Consider the following 26,355-nt stretch of genomic DNA (forward strand, 5'->3'; position numbering starts at 1 on the left):
ACCATGGTCAGTACGCCCTGGGGGGTGCATGTGGAAGCGCGGGAGGAGATCCATGAGCGCTCTGCGCTACGTCTACGCGATCTGCCGCCCCTTCTCGGCGGCGCTTACGGCCGAGCTGACCGGGGTCGGGGGCGTCCCGCCCAAACTGCTGCGCCACGGTGACCTGATCGCCGTGGTCGGCGCGGTCCCGGAGGGGGAGTTCGCGGCGGAGCCGCTGCGTCGCAGGCTGGAGGACGTCCACTGGCTGGAGGCGACGGCCCGTGCCCACCAGGGAGTCATCGACGCGCTCACCGCCGTCACCAGCCCGCTGCCGCTCCGGCTCGCCACGGTGCTCCGGGACGACAGCGGCGTACGCGTGATGATGGAGGAGCGCAGGGAGGATTTCCTGCGCACTCTCGACCGGCTCGACGGACGCGTGGAATGGGACGTGAGTGTGTACGCGGGAACCCCCGGGGACACCGGGAAATCAGGGAGTTCCGGGAACCTTGCGGACGCATTCACGCGCCGGCTGCACGACACCCTTTCCGAGTGCGCCGAGGAGAACCGGCTGCTGACTCCACGGGGGCAGGACGGCGTTCGCGAGACCTCCCCCGGAGAAGAGGGCAAGAAAATCTTCGACGCGGCCTATCTGGTGCCGCGCTCGGACTCCGGGGAATTCGTGGCACGGGTGAACGGGAAGGCGGGGGAGGAACCGGGAATCCGGGTGGAACTCACCGGGCCGTGGGCCGCGTACTCCTTCACGCGATCGACCGGCCTGACCGGGTTCACTGGCCTCACGGGCGGTATGGACCGAAGGAGCTGAGCGCGCGGAGCGCGGGCCGGGGGTCCAGGAAACTCCTGGACCCCCGGCCCGCGCAAAGCCGTTTTCCCCCGGGTCTTGCCGGGGCCTCCCCGAAGAGGGAGGTTTTTACCACCTGTACCAGCGGCCACGGCCCCCGGAAGCGTTCGTGCCGCGCACCAGGAATCCGAGCAGCCACAGGACGAGGACCACCAGCGCTATCCACCACAGAATCTTCAGTGCGAATCCGGCGCCGAAGAGAATGAGCGCGAGCAGCAGAACCAGCAGAATGGGAACCATAGTGTGTAACCTCCTGCGTTCCTGGTTGCCCGATATCCCGGGATCACGCTTCCTTTCGGCAGAGAATTTCTCCGTGCAGGACGGAGAACCAGCCGTCCTCGTCCCGCCCCCACCGCCGCCAGGCGTCCGACACCGCCCGCAGCCGCTCCGGGGTCGCGTGGCCGCCTTCCGTGGCCCGCTCCGCGTATGCCGAGGCCAGCGTCCGGTCGGCCCACAGTCCGCTCCACCACTCCCGCTCCTCCTCGGTGGCGAAGGTCCAGGTGCTCGACGTGGACGTGATGTCCCGGATCCCGGCCGCCCGCGCCCATGACATGAGACGGCGGCCGGCGTCGGGTTCGCCCCCGTTGGCGCGGGCGACCCGCAGATACAGGTCCAGCCAGTCGTCCAGGCCCGGCGTGGCCGGGTACCAGGTCATGGACGAGTAGTCCGCGTCGCGGACGGCGATGAACCCGCCGGGCCTGGTCACCCGGTGCATCTCGCGCAGCGCCTGCACCGGATCGCCCACGTGCTGGAGCACCTGGTGGGCGTGGACCACGCAGAAGGTGTCGTCCGGGTACTCCAGCGCGTGGACGTCGGCGACCGCGAACTCGACGTTGCGCAGCCCGCGTTCGTCCGCGGTGCGGCGTGCCTGGTCCAGGATGCCGGGTGCGTGGTCGACGCCGGTGACCCGTCCGTCCGGCACCAGCGCGGCGAGGTCCGCCGTGATGGTGCCGGGACCGCAGCCGATGTCGAGGATCCGCATGTGCGGCTTCAGCGAGTCGAGCAGGTAGGCCGCCGAGTTGGCGGCCGTGCGCCAGGTGTGCGAGCGGAGCACCGACTCGTGGTGGCCGTGGGTGTAGACGGCGGTCTCCTGCGGCTTCGACTGCGACATGACCGATCCCCTTCTCGTCGTACGTGACTCGCCGGGCGGGCGCGCACTCCCCGGGGCGATGTCATCACCGTACGCGGTCATGTCGAATCGTGAGACCCGCGTCTTGCCATATGGACACCCCACTTCTGGGGGCGGGCAGGCCGCGCCCGTCAGTGCGCGGGGAGCGGGCAGTAGACGGTCAGCGCCCCGGGGCTCTTGCGCAGGACCACCTCGCCGCTCACCTCGGTGACCTCGCCGTCGTAGGCCAGCAGCGTTCCGGGCGCCACGCCCTCGACGCGCAGAGCGCCCACCCGTACGGCCGCGTGGGCGGGGGAGCGGGTGAGGGGCCCCGCGAAGGCCGCCGCAAGCAGCCGCAGGGCGGGATGGCGGCCGCCGTGCACGACCCGTACGTCGAGACGGCCGTCCGCGAGGTCGAAGCGGCGGGCCGGGGCCAGGCCCATGCGGTGGTAGGTGCCGTTGCCGGCGAACAGAAGCCACAACGGGTGGCTGCGGCCCCCGAGTTCGGCCCGCAGCGGATGGTGGTCGGCGCGCAGCACCCGCAGGGCGCCCAGCACCCCGGCCGGCCAACTGCCGATCACCTTGGACCAGTTCTCCCGTTCGCGCACCAGCTCCGGATAGACGCCCAGGCTGCACGTGTTGAGGAAGATGCCCGACCTGCCGCCGGAGGCGAACCGGCCCACGTCCACCCGGACCGCCTCGCCCCCCTGGAGCGCGCGGACGAGATCGCGTTCGCCCTCCACCCCGAGGTCGTGCGCGAAGTGGTTGAGCGTGCCGCCGGGGAGGACGGCGAGCGGGATCCCGTGGCGCAGGGCAACCTCGGCCGCGGTGTTCACCGTGCCGTCACCGCCGCACACGCCCAGCACCCGGGCGCGGGCCGCCGCCTTCTCCAACTCCTCCCGCACGTCCTGGGGTTCGCTCTCCACGATCTCCGCCCGCGGCAACGCGCCGGCCAGCGCGCCCACCCGTTCCGCGGTGCCGGAAGCCGTGTTGGCCACCATGACCAGGCCCTCGCCCTCGGTCTCGGCCAGCGCGGGAGCGTCGGTGCGCGGACGGCCCGGCACGGTCAGCCGGTCCCGGGTGGGGGCCAGCGCGCGCACCGCGTACGCGGCGCCGACGCCCAGGGCCGCACCGGCCACGACATCGCTCGGGAAGTGGACGCCGGTGTAGACGCGCGACACCGCCACCGCCGCGGCGAGCGGTATGACGGCCGCGCCCCAGCCGCGGGACTCCAGTGCCACCCCCGCGGCGAACGCGGCGGCCGAGGCCGCGTGCCCCGACGGGAACGACGTGGTGATCGGCTGCCGCTTGAGCTGCCGGACCGCGGGCACCGGGTCGAGACCGGGGCGGTCGCGGCGCACCGAGCGCTTGCCGATGGTGTTGATCGTGGCGGACGCCAGGGCCAGCGAGGCGACACCCCGCGCGGCGGCCCGGCGGGCCCGCGGAGTACGGCTCGCCGCCACGGCGGCGGCCGTGGCGAACCACAGGACACCGTGGTTCGCGCTCCGGCTCAGCCGTGGGAGCACGGGGTCGCCGCCCGGCCAGTGCCGGGCCGCGACCGCCTCGAAGATCCGGCAGTCCAGGGCGAGCAGGCGGTCCCGAAGGGCGTGCCGGCCCGGTACGAGGGCGGTCAGGTCGACATCCGGGGTCGTGGTCATGCGGGTCCGTCTACCCCGGATCGGGCACTTCCCGCCCCGCCGCCGGACGCCCGCCCCGCCCGGTTCCCGGCCCCTGGTCGCAGCCCGTCCCGCCCGGCTCCCGGCCCCCGGTCGCATACCCGTTTGCCCTGATCCCCGCCTCCCCGGAGAATGCCTGCCCATGGGACATCTCGAAGCCGCACATCTTGAGTACTACCTTCCCGACGGGAGGGCGCTGCTCGGCGACGTGTCGTTTCGGGTGGGGGAAGGGGCCGTCGTCGCCCTGGTGGGACCGAACGGCGCCGGCAAGACGACGCTGCTGCGGCTGCTCTCGGGAGAGATCAAGCCCCACGGCGGGAGCGTGAAGCTGAGCGGCGGGCTCGGCGTGATGCGCCAGTTCGTGGGCTCCGTACGCGACGAGACGACCGTGCGCGAGCTGCTCGTCTCCGTGGCCCCGCCCCGTATCCGCGAGGCGGCGAAGGCCGTGGACGCCGCCGAGCACGCGATGATGACCGTGGACGACGAGGCGGCGCAGCTCCACTACGCCCAGGCGCTCTCCGACTGGGCCGAGGTCCGCGGATACGAGGCCGAGACCCTCTGGGACATCTGCACCACGGCCGCGCTCGGCATTTCCTACGAGAAGGCGCAGTGGCGGCTGGTCCGGACCCTGTCCGGAGGCGAGCAGAAGCGCCTGGTCCTCGAAGCGCTGCTGCGCGGCAACGACGAGGTGCTCCTCCTCGACGAGCCGGACAACTATCTCGACGTCCCCGGCAAGCGCTGGCTGGAGGAGCGGCTCGAGGAGACCCGCAAGACCGTGCTGTTCGTCTCGCACGACCGCGAACTCCTCGCCCGCGCCGCCCAGAAGATCATCAGTGTCGAGCCGAGTCCGGCCGGCGCGGACGCGTGGGTGCACGGCGGCGGTTTCGCGACCTACCACGAGGCCAGGCGGGAGCGGTTCGCACGCTTCGAGGAACTGCGCAGGCGCTGGGACGAGAAGCACGCACAGCTCAAGAAGCTGGTGCTGAACCTCCGTCAGGCCGCCGCCGTCAGCCATGAGATGGCCTCGCGGTACGCGGCGGCGCAGACCCGGCTGCGCAAGTTCGAGGAGGCGGGACCGCCGCCGGAGCCGCCGCGCGAGCAGGACATCAAGATGCGGCTGCACGGCGGACGGACCGGGGTGAGGGCCGTGACCTGCAAGGGACTTGAGCTCACCGGGCTGATGAAGCCCTTCGACTTGGAGATCTACTACGGCGAGCGCGTCGCCGTCCTCGGCTCCAACGGCTCGGGCAAGTCGCACTTCCTGCGGCTGCTCGCGGGCGGGGACGTCGCGCACACCGGCGAGTGGAAGCTCGGCGCCCGGGTGGTCGCGGGCCACTTCGCGCAGACGCACGCCCACCCGGAACTGGAGGGCCGCACGCTCCTGGACATCCTGTGGACCGAGCACTCCCAGGACCGCGGGGCGGCGATGTCGAGGCTGCGGCGCTACGAGCTGACCGCCCAGGCCGAGCAGCGCTTCGACAAGCTGTCGGGCGGCCAGCAGGCCCGTTTCCAGATCCTGCTCCTGGAGCTGGAGGGCTCGACGGCCCTGCTCCTGGACGAGCCGACCGACAACCTCGACCTGGAGTCCGCGGAGGCGCTCCAGGAAGGCCTGGAGGCGTACGAGGGGACGGTCCTGTCGGTCACCCACGACCGCTGGTTCGCCCGCTCCTTCGACCGCTACCTGGTCTTCGGCTCCGACGGCCGGGTACGCGAGACGCGGGAGCCGGTGTGGGACGAGCGCCGCGTGGAGCGGGAGCGGTAGCAGGGCGCCGGCGGCGGCCGGACGGGAGCGGCGGCCCGGCACGGGGTGTCCCGGTGCCGACGGCGCGGGCGGCGTCCGGGGAGGCCCGGCACCCCGGATGTTCGTAGAGTGGAGGGAGTGGGTCTCGATCCATGGCTCCCTCCCGGGCGCCGCTCGGGGCAGTGACTGCCCGGGGCCGGTGCCCGGACCGCACCGACGGCCACGACGAGCGGGGTAGCACCATGACCGGAGTCGACCCGGGCCGGCTGGACGACCAGCAGCTCATGAAAGAGCTGGAGGCCATCCACCGCACCCGCCACGACACGCTGTTGCACGGCTCGAACGACGCGCTGCACACCCACAACGTGCGCATGGCACAGCTGGAGGGCGAGTATCTGCGCCGCCACCCGCGGCGGCCCGTGTCGGCGGGCCGCACCCGTGACGGAGCCCGGGAGCGCGGAGCCGCGGGGGTGCCGCCGGCATGAACGCGCCGCAATCGATCCTGACCCGGCAGTCCGAGGCCCTGGAGCTCTTCGGCCGGCGGGTCCACGCGATCCACGACGACCAGTGGGAGGCCCCCACGCCGTGCACCGACTGGAGCGTGCGCGATCTCGTCGGGCACCTGGTCTCCGAGCAGGCGTGGGTGCCCGCGCTGGTCCGGGACGGTGCCACCGTCGACGCGGTCGGCGACTCCCTGGACGGTGATCTGCTCGGCCCCGACCCCGTCGCCGCCTGGGAGGCCGCGGCCGAGGCCTCCCGCGTGGTGTTCGCCGAGCCCGGCGCGCTCGACCGCACGGTCCATCTCTCGTTCGGGGACATGCCGGCCGGCGACTACTGCGCGCAGCTCGTCACCGATCTGACGGTCCACAGCTGGGACCTGTCCCGTGCCATCGGCGCCGACGAACAACTCCCCGGCGACCTCCTGTCGTTCGCGGTCCGCGAGGTCACCCCGCACGCGGCCGAACTGGAGCGGACCGGGCTGTTCGCGCCGCCCGAGGAGCCGCCGCCCGGCGCCGACGTCCAGACGAAACTGCTCTGTCTGGTCGGACGCAGGCCCTGACCCGGACCCCGGCGTGACGCGACTCCACGGCGCCGGGGAGAATCGGAGGGTGTTTGTCCCGCATGGCGCGGGGCAGACGCAGTTGCAGTGCTTCGGACAGGAGGCACGTCCGTGGGAGCGGCCATCCGCGCCCTGGGTGTACTCGTCCGGAGCACGAGTGCGTTCCCACGATGACTGTCCATCACCTGGCATCATCAAGGGAGTTGCGACGCACCATGCGAACCCGAGCGAGCGCGACGCACCATCCGCACGACGACGCACCGGACACCGGGGAGGCCTTCCGCAGGCTCGCCTCGCTTCCTCCGGGCGAACGGCGCGACGCTCTCCGGGAGGAGATCGTCGAGTCCTGGCTGCCGATGGCCGACCGGCTCGCGGGCCGCTTCCGCAGCCGCGGCGAGAACTACGAGGACCTGCGCCAGGTCGCCGCGCTCGGACTGGTCAAGGCCGTCGACCGCTACGACCCCGAGCTGGGCAACGCCTTCGAGAGCTACGCGGTGCCGACGATCACCGGGGAGATCAAGCGTCACTTCCGTGACCACATGTGGACCCTGCACGTGCCGCGCCGGGTCCAGGACCTGCGCAACCGGGTCCGTTTCGCCGGGCAGGACCTGTCACAGACCATCCCGGGGCGCCGGCCCACGGTCACGGAGATAGCCGAGCACGCCCGGATGAGCGAGGAGGACGTCCTGACGGGCCTGGAGGCACTGGAGAGCTTCACCGCGCTCTCCCTCGACGCCGAACTGCCGGGCGGCGAGGACGGCTACTCCCTCAGCGACGCCCTCGGTTCCCCGGACCCGGCCCTCGACACGGTCATCGACCGCGAGGCCGTCAAGCCGCGGCTCCAGGCCCTGCCCGAGAGGGAACGGGCCATCCTCTACATGCGCTTCTTCGGCGACATGACCCAGAGCCGCATCGCCGACGAGCTGGGCATCTCCCAGATGCACGTCTCGCGCCTGATCAACCGCTGCTGCGACCGCCTGCGCGAACAGATCATGCGCGACGCGGCCTGAGAGGGCCTCGCGGGCGGGGACGGAGGCGGTAGGGCGCGGCTGCCGGGGACGGCGCCCGCCCTCGCGCGGGCGCGCCACGGGTCGGCGGGCCGGCACCCGTCCCGCGCGGGACGGCACGGGCCCCACTGGATGGCACCGGCCGGCCCGACGCCCCACCGGGACACCCGGGTGCCGCCGGGCCGGCTCGCGCCCAGCCGCATGACGGCATCCGCTCCGGCGCGGTCCGGCTCCCGCCTCGCCCCGGGCGGCTCCCCTCGCCCCCGGACGGCTCCCCTCGCTGCGGCCGGCTGCCCTCGCCGCGTGACGGCATCCGCCCCACCGTGGGATTGCCGCCGCCCCGCGCGGGACGTCACCCGCTCGGGCCCCCGGTTTCCCGCGAATGGTGTCCGGCCGTTCGCGTCCCGGGGTGCGGCGGGCTCTGATGGCTTCGAGGGACACGACGGCCGTGGCTCTCGGACCGCAGCCCGCCGAAGGAGCCTCGCTCATGCGCCGTACCGCCCGAGTCCTGTACGCCACCGCCCTGGCCGGCGCCGCTCTGGGCGCCGCCGCGTCGGGCGCGGTCGCGGATCCGGCCGCGGAGGTCAGTCCCGGCTCCGTCGAACCCGGCGGCACCGTCACCGTCACGGTCAGCTGCGACGCGATCGGGGGGACCCTGCCGAACTCCATCGACGCCAGCTCCCAGGGGTTCCAGGAGGGGAAGGTCCAGCTGCACCGCGTCGACGGCGCGGGCCCGGGCGCGGCGGGCGCCGCCTCGTACAGCGGCACCGCCCACATCTCGTCCGGCGGGCCTGACCAGCCCGCCGACTCCGCGGGCCAGGGATCCGACGCGGGGCGCGGCTTCGACGAGGTGAGCCCCGGAACGTCCGGCACCGGCCCCTCGAACGCTTCCGGCGCTTCCGACGCCTCCGACGCGAAGAACTCCGACCCCGGTGCGGCGGCCGGAGCCGGGGCGGCCGGCGCCCCCGGGGCGGACGCGGTGAGCCCCGCCACCGGGGGTTCGGAGAACGCCGTGCCCGATGCCCAGGCACCCGCTCCCGGCGCCGGTGACCCCGGGGTCACCGACTCCCTCATCCCCGACACTCCGGACACGGTCGGTCCCGGCACGGTGGGTCCGGATGCGACGGGCCCCGACGACCTGGGCCCGGACACGGTCGGTCCCGACACGGTTCCCGACACCGTGGGGCCCGGTGCGGTCGGTCCCGACACCACGGTTCCCGGGACGGTGGGCCCGGACAGGCCGGGACCCGACGCGCCGCTCTCCGACGGCGGGGGCGCCGACGGACGGTGGAACGTCGGCGGCGTCTGTCCCGCGCCCCCGGGCGGCCAGGGGAAGCAGTGGACCGCCTCGTACGCCGTGGCCCGCGGCGCCACGACGACGCACGGTCCCGGCGACGGGACCGGACCCGGCACCGGCGGGCGGGAGCGTCCGCCCACCGTCCAGCGCGGTGTACAGGCCGGCGAGGGCGGGGTGTTCACCGACTCGGTGCCGGCCCTCGTGACCGGCGGGGTGCTGATCGCCGGGGCGTTGGGCGTGGCCGCGTACCACCTGCGCGGGCTGCGCCGGCGGCGGCCCTAGAGGACGGACCGTACGACGGACGGCGAGGCGACCGCCGTACACCCGAGCCGGGGACGGCGTGCCTCCGGCACTGAGCGGCCCACGGCGCGGGCGGGCGGGCCGCGTCCGGCGAGCTGCACGAAGGGACGAGGACACCGGACCCGTACGGGCGGAACGGCTCCGGAACAGGGAACGGCGGCATCCACGGTGCGGAGGCAGGTATGCGGCGGACGGACCCGGAGAGCCACGGACCACTCCGTTACGGCCCGCCCCTGCCCGACCAGGGCCTGCCCGTGCCGACGGAGCTCCGCTCGGTACTGGCCGCCGCCGCGGGCCGCCCCGAGGCCGAGCCCTGCGGCGGCGGCCCCGTCCTCCTCGACGCCGCCAGCGGCTACTGGACCCGACGCGGACTGCGCGCCGCACCCGACCGGGTGGCGGCCGCCCCCGGAGCCGCCGCGCTGCTGCTGGCCCTGACCGGAGCGGTCGGCGGCGACATCCTGGTGCCCCGCCCGTGCGCCGCCTGGTGGGCACCGCAGGCACGCCTGCTGGGCAGATCCGTGTTCCATGTGGCGACGCCCGCCGAGTGCGGCGGCGTCCCCGACTCCTCCGCCCTCCTGGAGACCGTCCGCAGGGTCCGTGCGGAGGGCGGGCACCCGCGTCTGCTGCTGCTGTCCGTCGCCGACGACCCGACCGCCACCGTCGCACCGCCCGAGGTGGTGCACGAGGCCGTCGAGGCCGCGGCGGGCGAGGGCCTGCACATCGTCAGCGACGAGACCTGGCGCGACACCCCGCACCAGCCGCAGGACACCGTGCTGCTCAGCCCCGCCGAGATGCTCCCCGGCGACGTCACCGTGATCACCGATCTCGCGGGCGCCTTCCTGCCGCAGGGCTGGCCCGCCGCCGTCGCCCGCTTCCCCGACAACGACGCGGGCGCGTCGCTGCGTTCACGGGTCCTCGACGTGCTCACCGTGCTGGGAGCGCGCGTCGCCGAACCGGTCGCCGCCGCGGCCGCGTACGCCCTCGGGGAGCCCGCCGCGATCACCGAGCGGCTCACCGCCGCCGTGCGCCTGCACGCCCGCGTGGCCGAGGCCGCCCACCGCGTGGTGGGCGCCGCGGGGGCCGTCGCACGCCCCCCGCAGGCGGGCCGGCATCTGTACGTCGACCTCGGACCGCTCCGCTCCGCCCTCGGCGCGCACGGCGTCGGGGACGCGCAGGACCTGGAGGACTGGCTGTCCGCCCGGCTCGGCATGCCCGCACCGGGCGGACACCGCTTCGGCGACGACCTCGCCGCGCTCCGGGTCCGCCTCGGCACCGGGCCGCTGCTCGGCTCCACGGACGAGGAACGTGAGGAATCGCTCGCCTCTCCCTCGCCACTGGAACTGCCGCATGTGCACCGCGCGTTGACCCGGTTGGAGTCGGTCTTCGACGATCTCCGCGACGACGCTCGGCGACGGGAGCCCCCGCGATGACGCAGCAGTCCGAGTCGACCACCACGAGCACGACGCCCCAGCCCACCGGTGATCCCGCGCCCCCGGCCGCCCCGGCCACGGGACACCCGGCCGTCCTCACCCCTCCGCCGCCCACCGATCCGCACCCTCTCACCGACCCGGGTCCGCGCACCGATCCGCACCCTGTCACCGACCCCCACCCGCTCGCCGAGCCCCGCCCCCTCGGCGAACGGCGCGTCTGGCCCCGCTCCTTCGTGGACCGGCTGACCGCGCCGCTGCCGGGGCTGCGGGCCTTCGCGCGGCTCGCCCGCGAGGGTGCCCTGCGGCCGCGCGCCGAAGGGCTCGCCGAGATCCCGCTGCTGCCCTTCGAGCCGGGACCGCTGCCGCGGGCCGACACGGGGACGGTGGCCGTCTCCTGGGCGGGGCACGCGAGTTGGGTCATCCGGATCGGCGGACTCACCGTCCTCACCGACCCGGTCTGGTCCCGCCGGATCGTGGGGACCCCGGCCCGGATCACCCCGGTGGGCGTGGCCTGGAGCGCACTGCCGCGCGTCGACGCGGTCGTCATCAGTCACAACCACTACGACCATCTGGACGCGCCGACACTGCGCCGACTCCCGCGCGACACACCGGTGTTCGTGCCGGCCGGCCTCGGACGCTGGTTCAGGCGACGCCGGTTCAGCCGCGTCACCGAGCTCGACTGGTGGGAGGCGGCCCGACTCGACGGCGTCCGCTTCGACTTCGTCCCCGCCCACCACTGGTCCAAGCGCACCCTCACCGACACCTGCCGCTCCCTGTGGGGCGGTTGGGTGCTCACGGCACCCGAGGGCCGGCGGGTGTACTTCGCGGGCGACACCGGATACGGCCACTGGTTCACCCGCATCGGGCAGCGCCACCCCGGGATCGACCTGGCCCTCCTGCCCATCGGCGCGTACGACCCCCGCTGGTGGCTCAGCGATGTGCACTGCGACCCGGAGGAGGCCGTGCAGGCGGTCCTCGACCTGCGCGCCCGCCGGATGGCGCCGATGCACTGGGGCACGTTCGTGCTCTCCGCCGAACCCGTCCTCGAACCCCTTCGGCGGGTGCGGGCCGCCTGGGAGCGGGCGGGCCTGGCCCGGGAGAACCTGTGGGATCTGGCGGTGGGCGGCTCCCGGGTGCTGGAGTGACCGAGTCGCCGGGCAGGCCGGAGCGGGCGGTGACCGTCCCCTCGTACGGACGGCGGCCGTGTCGCCGCGCGCCTGCTCGTCGACGGACGGCGGCCATCCCTCGTACGGACCGCGGCCGCGTCGCCGCGCGCCTGCTCGTCGACGGACGGCGGCCATCCCTCGTACGGACGGCGGCCGTGTTCCTACGAGGGCCTGCGCGCGCGGAACCTGCGCCACGCACCCGGCGCCACACTGATCACGACGGTCAGGGCCACCGCCGCGACCACGCCCTCCCAGGGCTCGGGGAAGAGCGAGCCGCCGAGGATGCCGATGATCTGGTAGGTCGCCGTCCACGCCAGGCAGGCCGGGAAGTCCCCACGGGCGAAGACGCGCAGCGGCATCTTCGCCAGAAGGCAGGCCAGCATCACCGGAATGCGGCCCGCCGGAACGAGCCGGGACAGGACGAGCACGGCGATGCCGTGGTCGGCGAGCTTGTCCTGTGCCTGGGCGAGCCGGTCCTCGGGGGCACGATCCCGGATCGCCTCCAGCCAGCGCGACCCGTTCTTCGAGCCCATACCGCGCCGACCCAGCCAGTACAGCGCCAGGTCGCCGAGGAACGCGGCGAGCGACGACACCACGAACACCAGCAACAGGGCGAAGGGCGAGGTCTGCGTCCGGTGGAAGGCCACCACCGCCGCCGAACTCACCAGCGCGCCCGTGGGCACGACCGGCACCAGCGCGCCGATCAGCACCAGAAGGAACAGCGACGGATAGCCGATCGCCTGCTGGGTGGACTCCGGCGGGACGGTCGGCGGCGTCGTGGACAGAAGGACCGAGGGAACCACCGCCCCGGCGGCGGGCCAGGAGATCACCGAGCGGCCTCCGGACGCATGCTCTCGCCCTGCCCCAGCAGATGCACCGCCACCCGCGGCGCGCGTTCGGCGGCCAGGCGCGCGAACTCCTCACCCGGCGCGTGGAATTCGTGGGGGCGCACGGCATCCATCCCGATGGGCCAGAACGTGCCGTAGTGCACCGGCACGGCGCTGCGCGGACGCAGCGCCGCGAGCGCCTCGACGGCGCGACCCGCGTCCAGATGCCCTTCCCCGAGACAAGGTCCCCAGCCGCCCACCGGCAGCAGTGCCACGTCGACCGGCCCGACCTCATCGGCCATCGACGCGAACAGCCCCGTGTCCCCGGCGAAGTACGTCCGCGCCTCCCCCTCGATCACATACCCGACGGCGGGGGAGCGGTGCGGTCCGATCGGCAGCCGGCGCCCGTCGTGCCGGGCGGGAACCGTGCGGACGACCAGGTCACCGACCCGGGTGCGGTCACCGGGACCGACCTCCGTGAGCCGCAGATGGTCGAGCCTGCGCAGTCCCCGCACCGAGCGCGGGGCCCCGCGCGGCACGAGCAGCCGGGTGCCCGGGGCCAGTCGCGCCAGCGAGGGGAGATGCAGATGGTCGGCGTGCAGATGGGAGACCAGCGCGACATCGGCGACCGCCGCCGACGGAGGAGGCGGCGCCCCGCGCCTGCGCCGCAGGTGTGCGAGCCGGCGCGCGAAGAGGGGGTCGGTGAGCACGCGTGTCCCGGAGTCCTCCAGCGTGCAGGTGGCGTGCCCCCACCAGGTGATCTCCACCGGCACCTCTTTGCCTCCTTCGCACGACTCCCCCCGAGCCTACGGGCAGGAGTAGGGTCTGCGGCGAAACCAGGAGGTGAGGGGGACACCATGGGAGACGCACGCGGTGCCTCCGGCGCGCACGCCCTCACACGCCCGCACGAGCACGGCGGCCCCGCGCCGCACCCGCCCTCGCTCCGCGTCATGGCGATCGCGAGCCTGACCCCTCTGGAGGAGCTCGACGAGGACCCCTTTCTCGTCGACTCCCGCAGCCAGTACGCGATGTGCGCCCGCTGGGCCGCCGAGCACGGCCACGTCGTCACCCGGGAACTCCTCGTACGCGGGCTGCGCCCCGACCACCGCAGCCTGTGGGCGGACGTCGAGGCCGGTCTCGTGGACCTGTTCGTCGCGCCCAGCCACCGGGTGCTGGAGCGCGCCCTCGCCTCGGTCGAGGAGTTCACCGCCGAGTGCGCGCGCCGGGGGGTGCGCGTCGAGACCGTGGGCACCGCCGAACCGGCGTACGACGCCCAGATGAAGGCCAGGGTCCACCGCCGTCTGTCGATGCCGACGGCCGGCTACGACGGCCGCTGATCCCTTTTCCCGGTCCCTCTCCTGATCACCCGCCCGATCCTTCTCGCTGGTCGTGCCACGGCAAAGGGGCTTCCGGGGAACCCGCCGCGGGAGTTCTTGCGGCTTTTGGGGACTTCTGGGGATCTCCGGCCGTTGTGACAGGGTGGGAGCAGGCCGCGCGGACCGGGCGGGCCGGGACGTGAGGTGGACTGGGCGTGGACAAGGGACGGTGGCGGCGCCTCGCCAGCGCGGCGGGACGCAGCATCACGGTGTGGGCCGTGTCCACGGTCACGATGCTCGTCCTCGCCGGTGTGCTGCCCGACTTCAGGCTCCAGTCGCCGAGCGGGGACAGCGCGACCCGGATCGCCGTCACCGCCGCGGCCGGCGCGGGGGTCTTCGGTCTCCTCTCGGCGCTGGTGTGGCCCCTGCTGGTGCGGACCCTGCTGCTCGTCCCCGCGTTCGTGCTCGGCCTGCTCGTCTTCTTCCTGAACGGCTCGCTGCTGCTGATCGCCCTGCGGCTCAACCCCTCGGGGCACGGTGACGCGGCGCCCGAGACCGCCGTGGTCGTGGCCGCCGTCATGTCGGCCGTCGCCTCGGCCACCGGCGCCGCCCTCGCCGTACGGGACGACGACGCGTACCGCCGCCGTCTCTACCGCCTCGCCGACCGGCGCCGCAGACGCGCGGCCGGGCGGCCCGGCCCCTCCACCCCCGGCGTGGTCTTCCTCCAGCTCGACGGCGTCGGGCACGACGTGCTGCGGGAGGCGATCGACAGGGATCTGATGCCGACCGCCGCCCGATGGCTCGACGGGCCCCGCCCCACCCACCGGCTCACCCGCTGGAGAACCGACTGGTCGAGCCAGACCGGCGCCAGTCAGCTCGGCATCCTGCACGGCACCAACCACGACGTCCCGGCGTTCCGCTGGTACGAGAAGGACACCCAGGAGGTCATGGTCTGCAACCGGCCGACCAGCGCGGCCGAACTCCAGCGGCGGGCCGTCGCGTACACCGGTGACGGAGGCCTGCTCACGGTCGACGGCGCGAGCCGCGGCAACCTCTTCGGCGGCGGTGCCGACGAGCTGGCCCTCGTGCTGTCCGTGGCCGCGCGCAGGGGACGGGACAACCGCTCTCGGGCGGGCTACTTCGCGTACTTCTCCGACCCGGCCAACGCCGTCCGCACGGCGATGTCGTTCGTCGCCGAGGTCTTCAGGGAGACGGGCCAGTCCACCCGGGCCCGGCTCCAGCGGCGGCGGCCCCGGGTCGGGCGCGGCGGGCTGTACCCGTTCGTGCGTGCCTTCGCCACCGTCGTCGAGCGGGACGTCGTGGTCGCCGCGGTCATCGGCGACATGCTCGCCGGGCGCAACGCGGTCTACGCGGACCTGGTCGCCTACGACGAGGTGGCACACCACTCCGGACCGCGCAGCCGGGACGCCGAGAGGATCCTGGAGCGGCTGGACCGGTCGCTCGCGCTGATCGAGAAGGTCGCCGAGCACGCCCCCCGGCCGTACCGCGTCGTCGTGCTCTCCGACCACGGCCAGAGCCCCGGAGAGACCTTCCTGACCAGGTACGGCCTCAGCCTCGGCCATCTGGTCCGGGCCGGCTGCGGGCTCCCCGTGCCCCGCAAGGTCCGCCGCACCCACAGCGGTGCCGAGGCCCGTACCGCCGTCCGTGCCGCCCTGCGCAGACCGGTCGAGGCGCGCGGGGAGCGGTACGGCCCCGAGCACCACCGCTCCGAACCCCTGGTCCTGGCCTCCGGCAACCTCGGTCTCGTCTCCTTCCCCGACGTCGCGCACCGGATGAGCCGGGAGGAGATCGACCGGCGTCATCCGGCGCTGCTGTCCACGCTCGCCAACCACCCCGGCGTCGGCTTCCTCCTGGTCCGCAGCGAGGAGCACGGAGGGCTCGTGCTCGGCGCGCACGGAGCCGAGGTGCCGCTGGACCGGCTCGACGACGAACACCCGGGTCCCCTGGCCGACTTCGGGCCCGGCGCCGCCGCCGCGGTGCGGCGCACGCACACGTTCCCGCACACCGCCGACATCATGGTCAACTCCTGGTACGACCCCGTCGAGGGCGAAGTCCTCGCCTTCGAGGAGCAGATCGGCTCGCACGGCGGCCTCGGCGGAGCCCAGGGGCACCCCTTCCTCCTCTCCCCGCTGACGTTGTCCGCGCCGGCCGGCGCGGAGACGGAGCCCGTCGGCCGTGACAGCGCACTCGTCGGGCCTGACAGCGCGCTCGTCGGCCCTGACAGCGCGCTCGTCGGCGCGGAGCGGGTGCACGAGGTGCTGCGGCGCTGGCTGGGCGAGTGCGACGGCCCCCAAGTCCCGCTGCCGGCCACCCCGGACGAACAGGCCGCCTGAGCGAGGACTCCGCCACGAGCCGGACGCCGGGGCCGAGTTGTGCGGGCGGCGACGCCACCAGGAGGACGGGAACGAGGGAGCGGCCGGTCGGGGCGGTCGCGTGTGGGAGCGGGCCGGCCGGCGCCGCCGCTGGGGCCGGTCGGGCGGCCGCGCGCGCCGGAAAATGGGAGGCGGGGGACGGACCGTCGCACCCACACTGGGGCATCGCACCCCGCGCCCTCGCGCACGTGCCATCCGCACCACCCCCATCTCCCATCCCTCCCGTTCTCCCTTCCCTCCCGCACCTCGTCGAGGAGCCCGCCTGTGCAGGCAGCCGTCACCGTCACTCCCTCCCGCGTCCCCGAGCTGCTGCTCGGCCTGGCCGTCGTGCGGCCGGTCTTCCTCTGGGGCGCCCCCGGCATCGGAAAGTCCTCCCTGGTCAGGGAGTTCGCCGAATCGCTCGGGCTGGAGTGCGTGAGCCTGCTGGGTACGCAGCTGGCGCCCGAGGACCTGATCGGCGTGCCGCAGATCCGCGACGGGCGTTCCGTCTTCTGCCCGCCGCGGGCCATCGCCCGCGACGAGCCGTACTGCCTCTTCCTCGACGAGCTGAACGCGGCGACCCCCGATGTGCAGAAGGCCTTCTACTCGCTGATCCTGGACCGCCGCATCGGTGACTACGAGCTGCCGGCCGGCTCGATCGTGATCGGCGCGGGCAACCGCTCGACGGACAACGCGCTGGCCCGCCCCATCGCCTCGGCCCTGGTCAACCGCCTCACCCACGTCCATCTGGAGGCCTCGCCCAAGGACTGGCTCGTCTGGGCCGCCGCCAACGACATCCACCCCTGGGTGCTCGACCACCTCACCGACCGCCCCGACCACCTGTGGTCCAAGCCGCCGAAGACCGAGGAGCCCTTCTCCACCCCCCGCTCCTGGCACATGCTCTCCGACGCGCTGCGCTCCTTCGGCGACGCGGTCGACGAGCGGACCCTGAAGGTGATCGCCCACGGCACGCTGACGCCCGCTCACGCCGTCGCGTTCTGCGGCTACGTCAAGATCGTGCGCAGCCGCTTCGGCATCGAGGCCGTCCTCAGGGGCGACGCCCGCTGGCCCCACCGCACGGAGGACCGCGATCTCCTGTACTACCTCGCGGAGTCCTTCCGCGGCCGTCTGATCAAGGAACTCCCGGCCGGCCGGGACCACATCCCGGCGAGCGCCCGCCAGACCGCGTACCGGGCCAAGTCCCTGCTCATCCAGCTCGCGGAGATATCCGTCGAGGTCGCCCAGACCGTCATCGCCTCGGACGCCGACGGCAATCCGGTCCTGCCCGCCTGGTTCCTGGTGGAGGCCGCCCGGGACATGCCGCGTCTCGTGGAGGCGCGGCGGTGAGCCGTTCCCGCAAGGCCGGGGCCACGACCAAGCCCGACCCCGCCGCCGAGGCGTTCGCCGAGGGGATGCGGCTGGTACGGGCCAACCCGGCGCTGGACGCGGTGGACTTCCGCATCTGCCGGGAGGAGCAGTGCGACAGAGTCCCCAGGGACGGGCTCGTGGTCGTCAGCTCCAACGGGATCGTGCACGTCAATCCGGCCCGGCGCGCCGACCCCGTGACCTGGGCCTGGGCCGTGGCGCACGCCGTCATCCACCTGGGCTTCGGTCACCTCCCGGCCGCGACGGCCGAGCGCGAGCAGCCCGACCGCTTCGACCTCGCCGCCCGCTGCGTGGTGGTGAACCGCTTCCTGCGCGGCTTCTCGGCACGGCTGACCCCCGAGGACCTCCCGGACTCCTACCCCGACGGGGACGAGGAACGGCTCGCCGCCGCCTGGCGCCGCGACGGCATCCCCGCCCGGTACGAACACTGCGGTACGGCGGGCGGAGCCCCGGACCAGGTGCTCGTGCCCTGGAACACCTGGCGCGGAGCGGTTCCGGCCGACTGGCAGGTGGCTTTCGCGCACGCGCTCACCCGCACGATGTCCGCCGCGATGGACGTGGCCGGCGGCCGGCGCGCCTCCATGGGCGAGGGGCCCGTCCCGCTCCGGCCCTGGGAACGGGCGCTGAGCTGGTTCGTCTCCTCCTACCCGCTGCTCGGCGGCCTCGCCGCGGGCATCACCCTCGTCGCCGACGCCGAACTCGCCCGCGCCCACGGCATCTCCGTCGCCGCCGTGGACACCGAGGCGGCCGAGATCTACATCAACCCGCTGTGCCGGTTCAGCGACGAGGAATGGCGGTTCGTCCTCGCCCACGAGATGCTGCACGCCGCCCTGCGCCACGGTGACCGCCGTGGCGCCCGGGACCCGTACCTCTTCAACGTCGCCGCCGACTACGTGATCAACGGCTGGCTGTGCGAGATGCAGGTCGGCACGATGCCCGAGGGGCTGCTGCACGACCCGGGGCTGAAGGACCTGTCCGCCGAGGAGGTCTACGACCGGATCGCCGGCGATCTGCGCCGGATGCGGCGCCTGTCCACGCTGCGCGGCAAGGGAACGGGCGACATCCTCGGCGGACCCCTCGGCCCGCCGCGCGACTACGTCGACCTCGACGAGTTCTACCGGCGCGGCCTGGCCCAGGGACTGGACCTTCACCAGCGGCAGGAACGCGGCTTCCTGCCGGGGGGACTGGTGGAGGAGATCCGCGCGCTCAGCCACCCGCCGCTGCCCTGGGACGCCCGACTCGCCCGCTGGTTCGACGAGTTCGTGCCCCGGCCCGAGCCGCTGCGGTCCTTCGCCCGGCCCTCCCGTCGGCAGGCCGCCACCCCGGACATCCCACGCGCGGGCCGCTGGTTCCCGCCCGAGGAGATCGCCCGCTGCACCTTCGGCGTCGTGCTCGACACCTCCGCCTCCATGGACCGCGTCCTGCTCGGCAAGGCACTGGGCGCCATCGCCTCCTACGCCGAGGCCCGCGACGTCCCGGCGGCCCGGGTCGTGTTCTGCGACGCGGCCCCGCACGACGCCGGCTATCTGCCGGTCACGGAGATCGCCGGCCGCGTACGGGTGCACGGGCGCGGCGGCACCGTCCTGCAGCCGGGCGTCGACCTGCTGCACCGCGCCGACGACTTTCCGCCGGGAGCACCCGTCCTGGTGATCACGGACGGCTACTGCGACGTGCTGCGGGTGCGGCGCGAGCACGCGTATCTGGTGCCGCACGGCGCGCGATTGCAGTTCACCGCGCGCGGACCGGTCTTCCGCGTGACCTGAGCGCCCACCGCGACGCGCCCGCCGTCCCCCGCCGACGAAATCCCGGACACGCTCCGGCAGGTCGCCGCCCCAACCGTGGGGTGCACCGGGCCCGGGTGTGATCGGATGGGAGGCACGGACCCCGGCAACGGGACCACTCCCGAAAGGAATCATCGTGGCAACCACGCGCACCGCACACACCGTGTGGGAAGGCAACCTGCTCGAGGGCAACGGCGTCGTCACCTTCGACTCCTCCGGCATCGGCCAGCAGCCGGTGACGTGGGCGTCGCGGGCCCAGGACGCCAACGGCAAGACCAGCCCCGAGGAACTGATCGCGGCCGCCCACTCCAGCTGCTTCTCCATGGCGCTGTCGCACGCCCTCGCGGGTGCCGGGACGCCTCCCACCAAGCTCCTCACCAACGCCGACGTCACCTTCCAGCCCGGCGAGGGCATCACCGGCATCCACCTCACGGTCGAGGGCACGGTGCCGGGCCTCGACAACGACGGCTTCGTCGCGGCGGCCGAGGACGCCAAGAAGAACTGCCCGGTCAGCCAGGCCCTGACCGGTACGACGATCACCCTGTCGGCGAAGCTCGCCTGACGCACGTACACCGGTGCCGCGTCCCGTCCGCCGGGGCGCGGCACCGGCGTGTCCGGGGCCGTCGGGCCGTCCGCGCCATTGACAAGCGACAACACAGGTTTTGTGCTTGAGGGCGGGCAGAGCCGGGGCGGAAGGGGACTGACATGGGACGTGCGGTCGGGATCGATCTCGGAACGACGAACTCGGTGGTGGCCGTCCTGGAGGGCGGTGAGGCGACGGTGGTCGCCAATGCCGAGGGAGCACGCACCACGCCCTCGGTGGTGGCCTTCGCCAAGAACGGCGAGGTGCTGGTCGGCGAGGTCGCCAAACGGCAGGCCGTGACGAACGTGGAGCGCACCGCGCGGTCCGTGAAACGGTACATGGGCGACGTGAACTGGCGCTTTCCCGAGAAGGGCAGCGTCGACGGTACCCGCTACCGCGCCCAGGAACTGTCCGCGCGGGTGCTCCAGAAGCTGAAGCGGGACGCCGAGGCCTACCTCGGCCAGGACGTCACGGACGCCGTGATCACCGTGCCCGCCTACTTCGACGACGCGCAGCGCCAGGCCACCAAGGAGGCGGGCGAGATCGCGGGCCTGAAGGTCTTACGGATCATCAACGAGCCCACCGCCGCGGCCCTGGCGTACGGACTGGACCGAGGGGAGGAGCAGACCGTCCTCGTGTTCGACCTCGGCGGCGGCACGTTCGACGTCTCGCTCCTGGAGATCGGCGACGGGGTCATCGAGGTCAAGGCGACCAACGGAGACACCCGGCTCGGCGGGGACGACTGGGACCAGCGGATCGTCGAGCACCTCGCCCAGCGCTTCAAGGCCGCGCAGGGCATCGACCTCGGACACGACAAGATGGCGCTGCAACGGCTGCGCGAGGGTGCCGAGAAGGCCAAGATCGAGCTGTCCTCGTCCACCGAGACCACCGTCAACCTGCCCTACATCACCGCCACCGCCCAGGGCCCCCTGCACCTCGACGAGAAGCTGACACGCGCCCAGTTCCAGGAACTGACGGCCGACCTGCTCGACCGCTGCAAGACGCCCTTCCACCAGGCCGTCAAGGACGCCGGTGTGAAGCTGTCGGCCGTCGACCACGTCGTCCTGGTCGGCGGATCCACCCGGATGCCCGCCGTCACCGCGCTGGTGAAGGAACTCACCGGCAAGGAACCGCACAAGGGCGTCAACCCCGACGAGGTCGTGGCCCTCGGCGCCGGACTCCAGGCCGGTGTGATCCGCGGGGACGTGAAGGACGTCCTGCTCCTCGACGTCACCCCGCTGTCCCTCGGCATCGAGACCAAGGGCGGCATCATGACCACCCTCATCGAGCGCAACACCACGATTCCCACCCGGCGTTCGGAGATCTTCACGACCGCCGCCGACAACCAGCCCTCGGTCGGCATCCAGGTCTACCAGGGCGAGCGCGAGATCGCCGCGTACAACAAGAAGCTCGGGGTCTTCGACCTCACCGGACTGCCGCCCGCTCCGCGCGGGGTCCCGCAGATCGAGGTCGCGTTCGACATCGACGCCAACGGGATCACCCATGTCTCGGCGAAGGACCTGGCCACGGGGCGCGAGCAGAAGATGACCGTGACCGGCGGTTCCGCGCTGCCCAAGAACGACATCGACCGCCTGGTGCGCGAGGCCGAGCAGTACGCCGAGGAGGACCGGCGCAACCGGGAGGCGGCCGAGACCCGCAACCAGGGCGAACAACTCGTCTACCAGACCGAGAAGTTCGTCCGCGACAACGACGAGCGCATCCCCGCCGACACGAAGGACGCCGTCGCCTCGGCGGCCGGCGAGCTGAAACAGCTCCTGGAGGACTCCTCCACCGACACCGCCGCCCTGCGCGGCGCCATCGAGAAACTGGCCACGGTCAGCCAGCAGATGGGCCAGGCCATGTACGCCCGAGCCCAGCAGCAGTCGGCCCCGCAGGACGGACCGCCCACGGAGCGGGCGGACGGGCCGGTCCCCGGTGAGGAGGACGTCGTGGTCGACGCGGAGATCGTGGACGACGAACACGAAGGGGGCGCGCAAGGGCCCGGCGGGGACAGGCCCTAGCGGGCGCCGGGGATCCGTTCAGTAGCGCTCGCGGAACTCCCGGAGGATCTCCTTGGTGCGCTCCGCGGAGGCGGCGTGGGCCGACATGTGGTCCAGCACCTCCAGATGCAGGGCCACCTCCTCGCGCGCGTCGAGATAGAGGGCGCCGGTCACGTACTCGCTGTAGACGATGTCCGGCAGCTCCCGCTCGGCGAAGCGGAACAGCGTGAAGGAGGTGTACGTCCCCGGGTGCGGGCCTGACGCGAACTCGGCCACCTGAAGCGTGACGTGATCGAGCTCGACCCACTCCAGGAGCCGGTCCATCTGCTCGCGCATCACCTCGCCCCGGCTGCTCACCGGACGCAGCAGGGCCGTCTCGTCCATGATCACCCAGAGGTGGGGAGGGTTCTCGCGGGTGAGCAGCGCCTGCCGTTTCATCCGCAGCGCCACATGACGGTCGATGGCGCCGGCCCCGGTCTGCCCGACCGTCCCGGCCTCCAGCACGGCCCGCGCGTACTCCTCGGTCTGCAACAGCCCCGGCACGAAGTGCGGTTCGTAGCTGCGGATCAGCCGGGCCGCGCCCTCCAGGCTGACGTGCATGCTGAACCAGTCGGGCAGCACGTCGTGGTACCGCTGCCACCAGCCCGGTTCGTTCGCCTCCTCGGCGAGCGCCACGAACGTCTCGGCCTCGGCGTCGTCGACACCGTACGTCGTCAACAGGACCTGTACGTAAGGGATCTTGAGAGCGACCTCGGCCGTCTCCATCCGCCGCACGGTCGCCGGCGCGACCCGCAGGACACGCGCCGCCTCCTCCCGCTTCAGGCCCGCGGCCTCCCGAAGCTCCTGGAGCCGTCGGCCCAGGACCACCTGCCCCACCGTGGGTGCCGGCCGCCGCTCACTCACGCCACGCCTCCCCACGCGCCGAAGTATGCGTGCAGTGTGCCATGTTCGAGCCGAGCCCTCACGAAGACAGCGAGTGAAGATACTTTCCCGTGGCCGGGTCGGCCGGGAGGAACGTCTCGATGGCCAGCTCGGCGACGGTCACGTCCATCGGGGTGTTGAACGTCGAGATGGACGAGACGAACGAAAGCACCCGGCCGTCGTGTTCGATGCGAAGAGGGAGCGCGAAGTGGGGGACGGGGGCGCCCGGTTCGTGTTCCTCACCCGCCGCGTCCCGCTCCGGGACCGGATACGCCGCCACCTCCTCGTACAGCGCGCGCAGCGGCTCCGAACGGCTCAGCGCGATCTGCCGGTCCATCTGGGCGAGCAGATGGCCGCGCCAGGCCCGCAGATTGCGGATGCGCGGGGCCAGACCCTCCGGATGCAGGGTCAGCCGCATCGCGTTCAGCGGTTGCGCGAGGAGCCGGTCGGGGACACCGTCCAGCAGCATGGCGATGCCGCGGTTCGCGGCGACGACGTCGTACGTGGCGTTCACCACCAGCGCCGGATACGGCTCGTAGCCCTGGATCAGCCGCTCCACGCCCTCGCGCAGCGCGTCCATCGACGGGGAGTCGAACGGGGTCTCCGCGTAGTGAGGGGCGTAACCGGCCGCGAGCAGCAGCGCGTTGCGCTCCCGTACCGGTACGTCGAGGTGCTCGGCGAGCCGCAGCACCATCTCCTCGCTCGGGCGGGAGCGTCCCGTCTCGACGAAGCTGATGTGCCGGGCCGAGGAGTCCGCACGCAGCGCCAGTTCGAGCTGGCTCACCCTCCGCCGCTCCCGCCAGGCGCGCAGCAGCGGACCGACACCGGCTTCGGCACGGGCACTTGGGGCGGCGACGGGACCGGGCGGGTCGATGCTCATGCGACGACCGTAGCCGAGGAGCCGGCCGGTGACCGCACGACGATCGCGCCCCTTGCGGCAGGGCGGCGGCCCCGGAGCGTCGGAACGCGGCACCCGAGCCCCTCGGGCTCAACGGCTCCGCCGGGTCCCCTCCGGCGCGGCGAGATCCCCGAGCCCGTGCCATGGCCGACCGGCTCCGCCTACGCCTACGCCTACGCCTCCGGCTACGCCTCCGGCGCACCGAGTCCGCAGACAGCGCGTGCCGGCTCACCGGCTCCGCCGCCCTCCCACCGAGGACCCCGATGACGGCGTACGGCTCCTTCGGGCCGCCGACGGCGAAGGGCGCCCGGCGAGCGGCCCGCAGCCACCCCGCACAGGGCAGCGCACCCGTCCGGCCCTCGCAGGTCAGCCGCCTCGCCCAATGTCCCGGGCCGGGGGATGCCGACTGTGGCACGCTGGGCGAAGGGCTGCTCCGGTCGCCCTTCGCCGGAGGTCCGGCACCGGGCGTCCCCCGGCCCGGGCCGCGGCCCCGCAGCCTCACCCGCCGTACGAAGGGATCACGTCCATGGCCGTCGTAGCGCTGGAGCCCGAGCAGATCGAGGAGCGGCTGGCGCAGCTGCCCGGCTGGTCGGTGGACGCCGACCGCCTCACCCGTAGCTACCGGCTCGGCTCGCACTTCGCGGCGACCGCGTTGGTCGTGCACATCGCCCAGGTGCAGGAGGAGCTCGACCACCACTCCGACCTCACCCTCGGCTACAACACGGTCTCCCTCGCCGTGAACACCCACAGTGTCGGCGGCGCCGTCACCGCGCTCGACTTCGACCTCGCCCGCAGGGTGGAGGAACTCGCGCCGGCGCACGGGGCGAGCTGACCGCCGTGCTGGACTACGACAAGGAGGCGGACCGGTACGACGCGACCCGGGGCGGCGAGCCACGGGCCGCCTCCGCTGCCGCCGCCCTGCTCGCCCTGGTCCCCGAGGACGCCCGGGACCTGCTCGATGTGGCCTGCGGCACCGGCATCGTGACGAGCAGGCTCGCCGCCGCGCGCCCGGGGCTCAGGGTGACGGGAGCGGACGCGGCCCGGGGCATGACCCTGCGGGCGGCGGAGCGCCTGCCGGGGGCCGTCGTGCGCGCCGACGCCCGTCGACTCCCCTTCCCCGCGGGCTCGTTCGACGCCGTGTGCGCCGTCTGGCTGCTTCACCTGCTGGACGACGCGCGCCCCGTCGTCGCCGAAGCCGCACGCGTCCTGCGCCCGGGCGGTGTGTTCGTCACCACCGTCGACAAGGACGCCGCTCGTCATGTCGGCAGCGACATCGACGAGTTGACGGCCCACTGTCGTGCCGCACACGCCGAGGACGGGGCCGAACGCGTCTCGGCGTACGCCGCCGAGCACGGCCTGGACCCGAGCGGTACGGCCCTCTTCCGCGGCCACGGCCAGGGCCGTACCCCGCGTCGCGTGGCCCAGTACATCCGCGGCGGCCGCCTCTACGCGGCCGGCGGACCCCGGCTGGCCGAGCGGGTCGAGACCCTGCCGGGCCCCGATGTCCCGCGCCGCGAACCGGACTTCACCCTGCGGGCCTTCCGCAGGCGGTGAACGTGCGCGACCCGGTCCGTACCCGGGCGTCAGCCGGCGCCTCTCCGGGTGAAGTCCATGGTCCAGTTGACCAGCCAGGTGTCCTCCCCGTCCACGGAGAACGCCTGCTCCCAGCGGGCCGTGGTCGCCGAGATGCCCGACCATACGAACCGCACCCGAACGTCCCTGCCGTCATGGGTGTCGTCGCCGTGGAACTCCCCGCGTCCGTCCGGACCGAACCGCCCGAACACCGGAGGGAACAGCCGGCCGGTCCGGCTGGACGACCAGTTCAGCGACCACAGTTCGGTCTCCACGTCGAAGAGCCGTAGCGTGAGGCCCGTCCATCCCCGGCTCGGAACGTCGATCTCGTCGATGTTCGCCGCGCCGCCGAACAGGGGCCGGCAGCGGGAGACCGCCGGGAATTCCTCCCAGTCGCTGTCCGGGTCGAGGAAGTCGGTGCGGCGGCGGTGGGCGACGTCCCAGTCGCCGTGGAGGAAGTCGAAGTCGTGCGCAGGCGAGGCGTTGTCGCGGATGTCGTTCACGCGCGGTCTCCCGTGGTTCCCTCGGGGAGCGAGTCGGCCAAGTAGGCGTCGAGGTCCGGTACTTCGGGGGCGAGCAGATGCCGTACCCAGGCGTCACGCTCGTGCAGGATCGGCGGCAGCTCCCAGACACAGCCGATCCACGGGCGTTCCGTGACGACGAAGTTCGTCGGATCGCGGTCGGGGCAGCCGAGCACCGGCTGGCCCGCGGCGGCGGCCCGGAAGTGCAGGACGTTGTCCCAGACCCAGCTGTACGTGCAGAGATAGGCGCTGCCGTCGCCGCCCCTGTGCAGGACCGCGAACGTGGCGGGAGGGGTGCCGTCCGGCTCGGGAAGCAGGCCCGGCAGCATCGCGTGGGCCGCCCTTTCGATCTCCGGCTCGATACCGGCGGGGTCCGCGGTCACGTGGTACCGCTTGATCGCCCGACCCGCCGCCTCGACGGGTGGCTGCACGGTCAGGAACTTCTCCCGGAAGGCGGCGGAGGCCGGGGGCGCGCCGGAGTTCGCGGAACCCACGGAGCCCCCGGAAGGTGCCGGCCCCGGAGGCCCCGCAGGCGCCGCGGGATCCACGGAGGTC

The 26,355-nt window shown here is 73.4% G+C and carries 25 protein-coding genes; 16 read left to right on the forward strand and 9 right to left on the reverse strand.

The genetic code is table 11. The features are described from left to right. Positions 1 to 52: 52 nt before the first annotated feature. Positions 53 to 802, forward strand: a complete 750-nt coding sequence (locus WJM95_RS27190; protein ID WP_339132429.1) for a GvpL/GvpF family gas vesicle protein — start codon at positions 53 to 55, stop codon at positions 800 to 802. 105 nt (positions 803 to 907) lie between these two features. On the opposite strand, the gene WJM95_RS27195 is transcribed toward WJM95_RS27190, so the two are convergent. From WJM95_RS27195 to WJM95_RS27205, 3 genes are all read right to left on the reverse strand, one after another. Beyond that, on the reverse strand, positions 908 to 1,078 hold the full coding sequence (locus WJM95_RS27195) for a hydrophobic protein (RefSeq protein WP_339132430.1): 171 nt from the start codon (positions 1,076 to 1,078) through the stop codon (positions 908 to 910). A 43-nt stretch (positions 1,079 to 1,121) separates the two neighbouring features. Further along, on the reverse strand, positions 1,122 to 1,949 hold the full coding sequence (locus WJM95_RS27200) for a methyltransferase domain-containing protein (RefSeq protein ID WP_339132431.1): 828 nt from the start codon (positions 1,947 to 1,949) through the stop codon (positions 1,122 to 1,124). Positions 1,950 to 2,098: 149 nt separating this feature from the next. Next, the gene (locus tag WJM95_RS27205; RefSeq protein WP_339132432.1) at positions 2,099 to 3,604 is read right to left on the reverse strand and encodes a phosphatase PAP2 family protein; all 1,506 of its coding nucleotides are present in this window, start codon (positions 3,602 to 3,604) and stop codon (positions 2,099 to 2,101) included. Between the two features lie 160 nt (positions 3,605 to 3,764). Here WJM95_RS27205 and WJM95_RS27210 point away from each other — a divergent pair, with 160 nt between their 5' ends. The 7 genes from WJM95_RS27210 (at position 3,765) to WJM95_RS27240 (ending at position 11,602) form a co-directional block, all read left to right on the forward strand. Continuing rightward, entirely contained in the window at positions 3,765 to 5,384 is a 1,620-nt protein-coding gene (locus WJM95_RS27210; protein WP_339132433.1) for an ATP-binding cassette domain-containing protein, read from the forward strand. Between the two features lie 221 nt (positions 5,385 to 5,605). Further along, the gene (locus WJM95_RS27215; protein ID WP_339132434.1) at positions 5,606 to 5,848 is read left to right on the forward strand and encodes a DUF6158 family protein; all 243 of its coding nucleotides are present in this window, start codon (positions 5,606 to 5,608) and stop codon (positions 5,846 to 5,848) included. After that, the gene (locus WJM95_RS27220; RefSeq protein ID WP_339132435.1) at positions 5,845 to 6,423 is read left to right on the forward strand and encodes a TIGR03086 family metal-binding protein; all 579 of its coding nucleotides are present in this window, start codon (positions 5,845 to 5,847) and stop codon (positions 6,421 to 6,423) included. The genes WJM95_RS27215 and WJM95_RS27220 overlap by 4 nt, the downstream gene beginning before the upstream one ends. A 215-nt stretch (positions 6,424 to 6,638) precedes the next feature. Beyond that, positions 6,639 to 7,433, forward strand: coding sequence for an RNA polymerase sigma factor SigF (locus tag WJM95_RS27225; protein ID WP_339132436.1), 795 nt, complete (start codon positions 6,639 to 6,641; stop codon positions 7,431 to 7,433). A gap of 484 nt (positions 7,434 to 7,917) precedes the next feature. Further along, complete coding sequence (locus WJM95_RS27230) at positions 7,918 to 9,009, forward strand: hypothetical protein (protein WP_339132437.1); 1,092 nt, start codon at positions 7,918 to 7,920, stop codon at positions 9,007 to 9,009. A 200-nt stretch (positions 9,010 to 9,209) separates the two neighbouring features. Then, positions 9,210 to 10,457 carry an aminotransferase class I/II-fold pyridoxal phosphate-dependent enzyme gene (locus WJM95_RS27235; protein ID WP_339132438.1) on the forward strand — a complete coding sequence of 416 codons (1,248 nt, stop codon included), beginning with the start codon at positions 9,210 to 9,212 and terminating at the stop codon, positions 10,455 to 10,457. Further along, on the forward strand, positions 10,454 to 11,602 hold the full coding sequence (locus WJM95_RS27240; RefSeq protein WP_339132439.1) for an MBL fold metallo-hydrolase: 1,149 nt from the start codon (positions 10,454 to 10,456) through the stop codon (positions 11,600 to 11,602). Before WJM95_RS27235 ends, WJM95_RS27240 begins: the two co-directional genes overlap by 4 nt. A gap of 182 nt (positions 11,603 to 11,784) precedes the next feature. Here the strand turns inward: WJM95_RS27240 and WJM95_RS27245 are convergent, their stop codons facing one another. Both WJM95_RS27245 and WJM95_RS27250 read right to left on the reverse strand, forming a co-directional pair. After that, on the reverse strand, positions 11,785 to 12,408 hold the full coding sequence (locus WJM95_RS27245; RefSeq protein ID WP_339135878.1) for a VTT domain-containing protein: 624 nt from the start codon (positions 12,406 to 12,408) through the stop codon (positions 11,785 to 11,787). A 41-nt stretch (positions 12,409 to 12,449) separates the two neighbouring features. Continuing rightward, on the reverse strand, positions 12,450 to 13,223 hold the full coding sequence (locus WJM95_RS27250; protein WP_339132440.1) for an MBL fold metallo-hydrolase: 774 nt from the start codon (positions 13,221 to 13,223) through the stop codon (positions 12,450 to 12,452). Between the two features lie 177 nt (positions 13,224 to 13,400). Between WJM95_RS27250 and WJM95_RS27255 the strand changes: the two genes are divergently transcribed. From WJM95_RS27255 to dnaK, 6 genes are all read left to right on the forward strand, one after another. Then, complete coding sequence (locus WJM95_RS27255) at positions 13,401 to 13,787, forward strand: hypothetical protein (protein WP_339135880.1); 387 nt, start codon at positions 13,401 to 13,403, stop codon at positions 13,785 to 13,787. Positions 13,788 to 13,981: 194 nt separating this feature from the next. After that, on the forward strand, positions 13,982 to 16,120 hold the full coding sequence (locus WJM95_RS27260) for a phage holin family protein (protein ID WP_339132441.1): 2,139 nt from the start codon (positions 13,982 to 13,984) through the stop codon (positions 16,118 to 16,120). A gap of 303 nt (positions 16,121 to 16,423) precedes the next feature. Beyond that, positions 16,424 to 17,485, forward strand: a complete 1,062-nt coding sequence (locus WJM95_RS27265) for a MoxR family ATPase (RefSeq protein ID WP_339132442.1) — start codon at positions 16,424 to 16,426, stop codon at positions 17,483 to 17,485. Further along, positions 17,482 to 19,287, forward strand: coding sequence for a hypothetical protein (locus tag WJM95_RS27270; protein WP_339132443.1), 1,806 nt, complete (start codon positions 17,482 to 17,484; stop codon positions 19,285 to 19,287). Before WJM95_RS27265 ends, WJM95_RS27270 begins: the two co-directional genes overlap by 4 nt. Positions 19,288 to 19,441: 154 nt before the next feature. Further along, positions 19,442 to 19,867 (forward strand): OsmC family protein, encoded by a 426-nt coding sequence (locus WJM95_RS27275; RefSeq protein WP_261705012.1) that lies wholly within the window; start codon positions 19,442 to 19,444, stop codon positions 19,865 to 19,867. Between the two features lie 143 nt (positions 19,868 to 20,010). Continuing rightward, positions 20,011 to 21,909 (forward strand): molecular chaperone DnaK, encoded by a 1,899-nt coding sequence (dnaK, locus tag WJM95_RS27280; RefSeq protein ID WP_339132444.1) that lies wholly within the window; start codon positions 20,011 to 20,013, stop codon positions 21,907 to 21,909. 18 nt (positions 21,910 to 21,927) lie between these two features. Here the strand turns inward: dnaK and WJM95_RS27285 are convergent, their stop codons facing one another. Together WJM95_RS27285 and WJM95_RS27290 are read right to left on the reverse strand one after the other, a co-directional pair. Beyond that, positions 21,928 to 22,791, reverse strand: a complete 864-nt coding sequence (locus WJM95_RS27285; RefSeq protein ID WP_339132445.1) for a helix-turn-helix transcriptional regulator — start codon at positions 22,789 to 22,791, stop codon at positions 21,928 to 21,930. Between the two features lie 58 nt (positions 22,792 to 22,849). Then, positions 22,850 to 23,689 carry a helix-turn-helix transcriptional regulator gene (locus tag WJM95_RS27290; protein ID WP_339132446.1) on the reverse strand — a complete coding sequence of 280 codons (840 nt, stop codon included), beginning with the start codon at positions 23,687 to 23,689 and terminating at the stop codon, positions 22,850 to 22,852. A gap of 544 nt (positions 23,690 to 24,233) precedes the next feature. Between WJM95_RS27290 and WJM95_RS27295 the strand changes: the two genes are divergently transcribed. Both WJM95_RS27295 and WJM95_RS27300 read left to right on the forward strand, forming a co-directional pair. Continuing rightward, a complete protein-coding gene (locus WJM95_RS27295) occupies positions 24,234 to 24,539 on the forward strand; it encodes a 4a-hydroxytetrahydrobiopterin dehydratase (RefSeq protein ID WP_339132447.1) in 306 nt (101 codons plus the stop codon). A gap of 5 nt (positions 24,540 to 24,544) precedes the next feature. Beyond that, on the forward strand, positions 24,545 to 25,261 hold the full coding sequence (locus WJM95_RS27300; protein ID WP_339132448.1) for a class I SAM-dependent methyltransferase: 717 nt from the start codon (positions 24,545 to 24,547) through the stop codon (positions 25,259 to 25,261). 29 nt (positions 25,262 to 25,290) lie between these two features. Here the strand turns inward: WJM95_RS27300 and WJM95_RS27305 are convergent, their stop codons facing one another. Both WJM95_RS27305 and WJM95_RS27310 read right to left on the reverse strand, forming a co-directional pair. After that, positions 25,291 to 25,782: a hypothetical protein gene (locus WJM95_RS27305; RefSeq protein WP_339132449.1), complete on the reverse strand. Its 492-nt coding sequence runs from the start codon at positions 25,780 to 25,782 to the stop codon at positions 25,291 to 25,293. Further along, positions 25,779 to 26,294 carry a hypothetical protein gene (locus tag WJM95_RS27310; RefSeq protein WP_339132450.1) on the reverse strand — a complete coding sequence of 172 codons (516 nt, stop codon included), beginning with the start codon at positions 26,292 to 26,294 and terminating at the stop codon, positions 25,779 to 25,781. Before WJM95_RS27310 ends, WJM95_RS27305 begins: the two co-directional genes overlap by 4 nt. Between the last annotated feature and the right edge of the window lie 61 nt (positions 26,295 to 26,355).

It is taken from the genome of Streptomyces sp. f51 (assembly GCF_037940415.1).
Taxonomy (GTDB): domain Bacteria; phylum Actinomycetota; class Actinomycetes; order Streptomycetales; family Streptomycetaceae; genus Streptomyces.

Coding starts and splice junctions, on each gene's coding strand:
- WJM95_RS27290 (WP_339132446.1), bottom strand. CDS start 23,689: ATGAGCATCGACCCGCCCGGTCCCGTCGCCGCCCCAAGTGCCCGTGCC.
- WJM95_RS27195 (WP_339132430.1), bottom strand. CDS start 1,078: ATGGTTCCCATTCTGCTGGTTCTGCTGCTCGCGCTCATTCTCTTCGGC.
- dnaK (WP_339132444.1), top strand. CDS start 20,011: ATGGGACGTGCGGTCGGGATCGATCTCGGAACGACGAACTCGGTGGTG.
- WJM95_RS27200 (WP_339132431.1), bottom strand. CDS start 1,949: ATGTCGCAGTCGAAGCCGCAGGAGACCGCCGTCTACACCCACGGCCAC.
- WJM95_RS27230 (WP_339132437.1), top strand. CDS start 7,918: ATGCGCCGTACCGCCCGAGTCCTGTACGCCACCGCCCTGGCCGGCGCC.
- WJM95_RS27225 (WP_339132436.1), top strand. CDS start 6,639: ATGCGAACCCGAGCGAGCGCGACGCACCATCCGCACGACGACGCACCG.
- WJM95_RS27205 (WP_339132432.1), bottom strand. CDS start 3,604: ATGACCACGACCCCGGATGTCGACCTGACCGCCCTCGTACCGGGCCGG.
- WJM95_RS27220 (WP_339132435.1), top strand. CDS start 5,845: ATGAACGCGCCGCAATCGATCCTGACCCGGCAGTCCGAGGCCCTGGAG.
- WJM95_RS27240 (WP_339132439.1), top strand. CDS start 10,454: ATGACGCAGCAGTCCGAGTCGACCACCACGAGCACGACGCCCCAGCCC.
- WJM95_RS27215 (WP_339132434.1), top strand. CDS start 5,606: ATGACCGGAGTCGACCCGGGCCGGCTGGACGACCAGCAGCTCATGAAA.
- WJM95_RS27255 (WP_339135880.1), top strand. CDS start 13,401: ATGGCGATCGCGAGCCTGACCCCTCTGGAGGAGCTCGACGAGGACCCC.
- WJM95_RS27190 (WP_339132429.1), top strand. CDS start 53: ATGAGCGCTCTGCGCTACGTCTACGCGATCTGCCGCCCCTTCTCGGCG.
- WJM95_RS27295 (WP_339132447.1), top strand. CDS start 24,234: ATGGCCGTCGTAGCGCTGGAGCCCGAGCAGATCGAGGAGCGGCTGGCG.
- WJM95_RS27235 (WP_339132438.1), top strand. CDS start 9,210: ATGCGGCGGACGGACCCGGAGAGCCACGGACCACTCCGTTACGGCCCG.
- WJM95_RS27210 (WP_339132433.1), top strand. CDS start 3,765: ATGGGACATCTCGAAGCCGCACATCTTGAGTACTACCTTCCCGACGGG.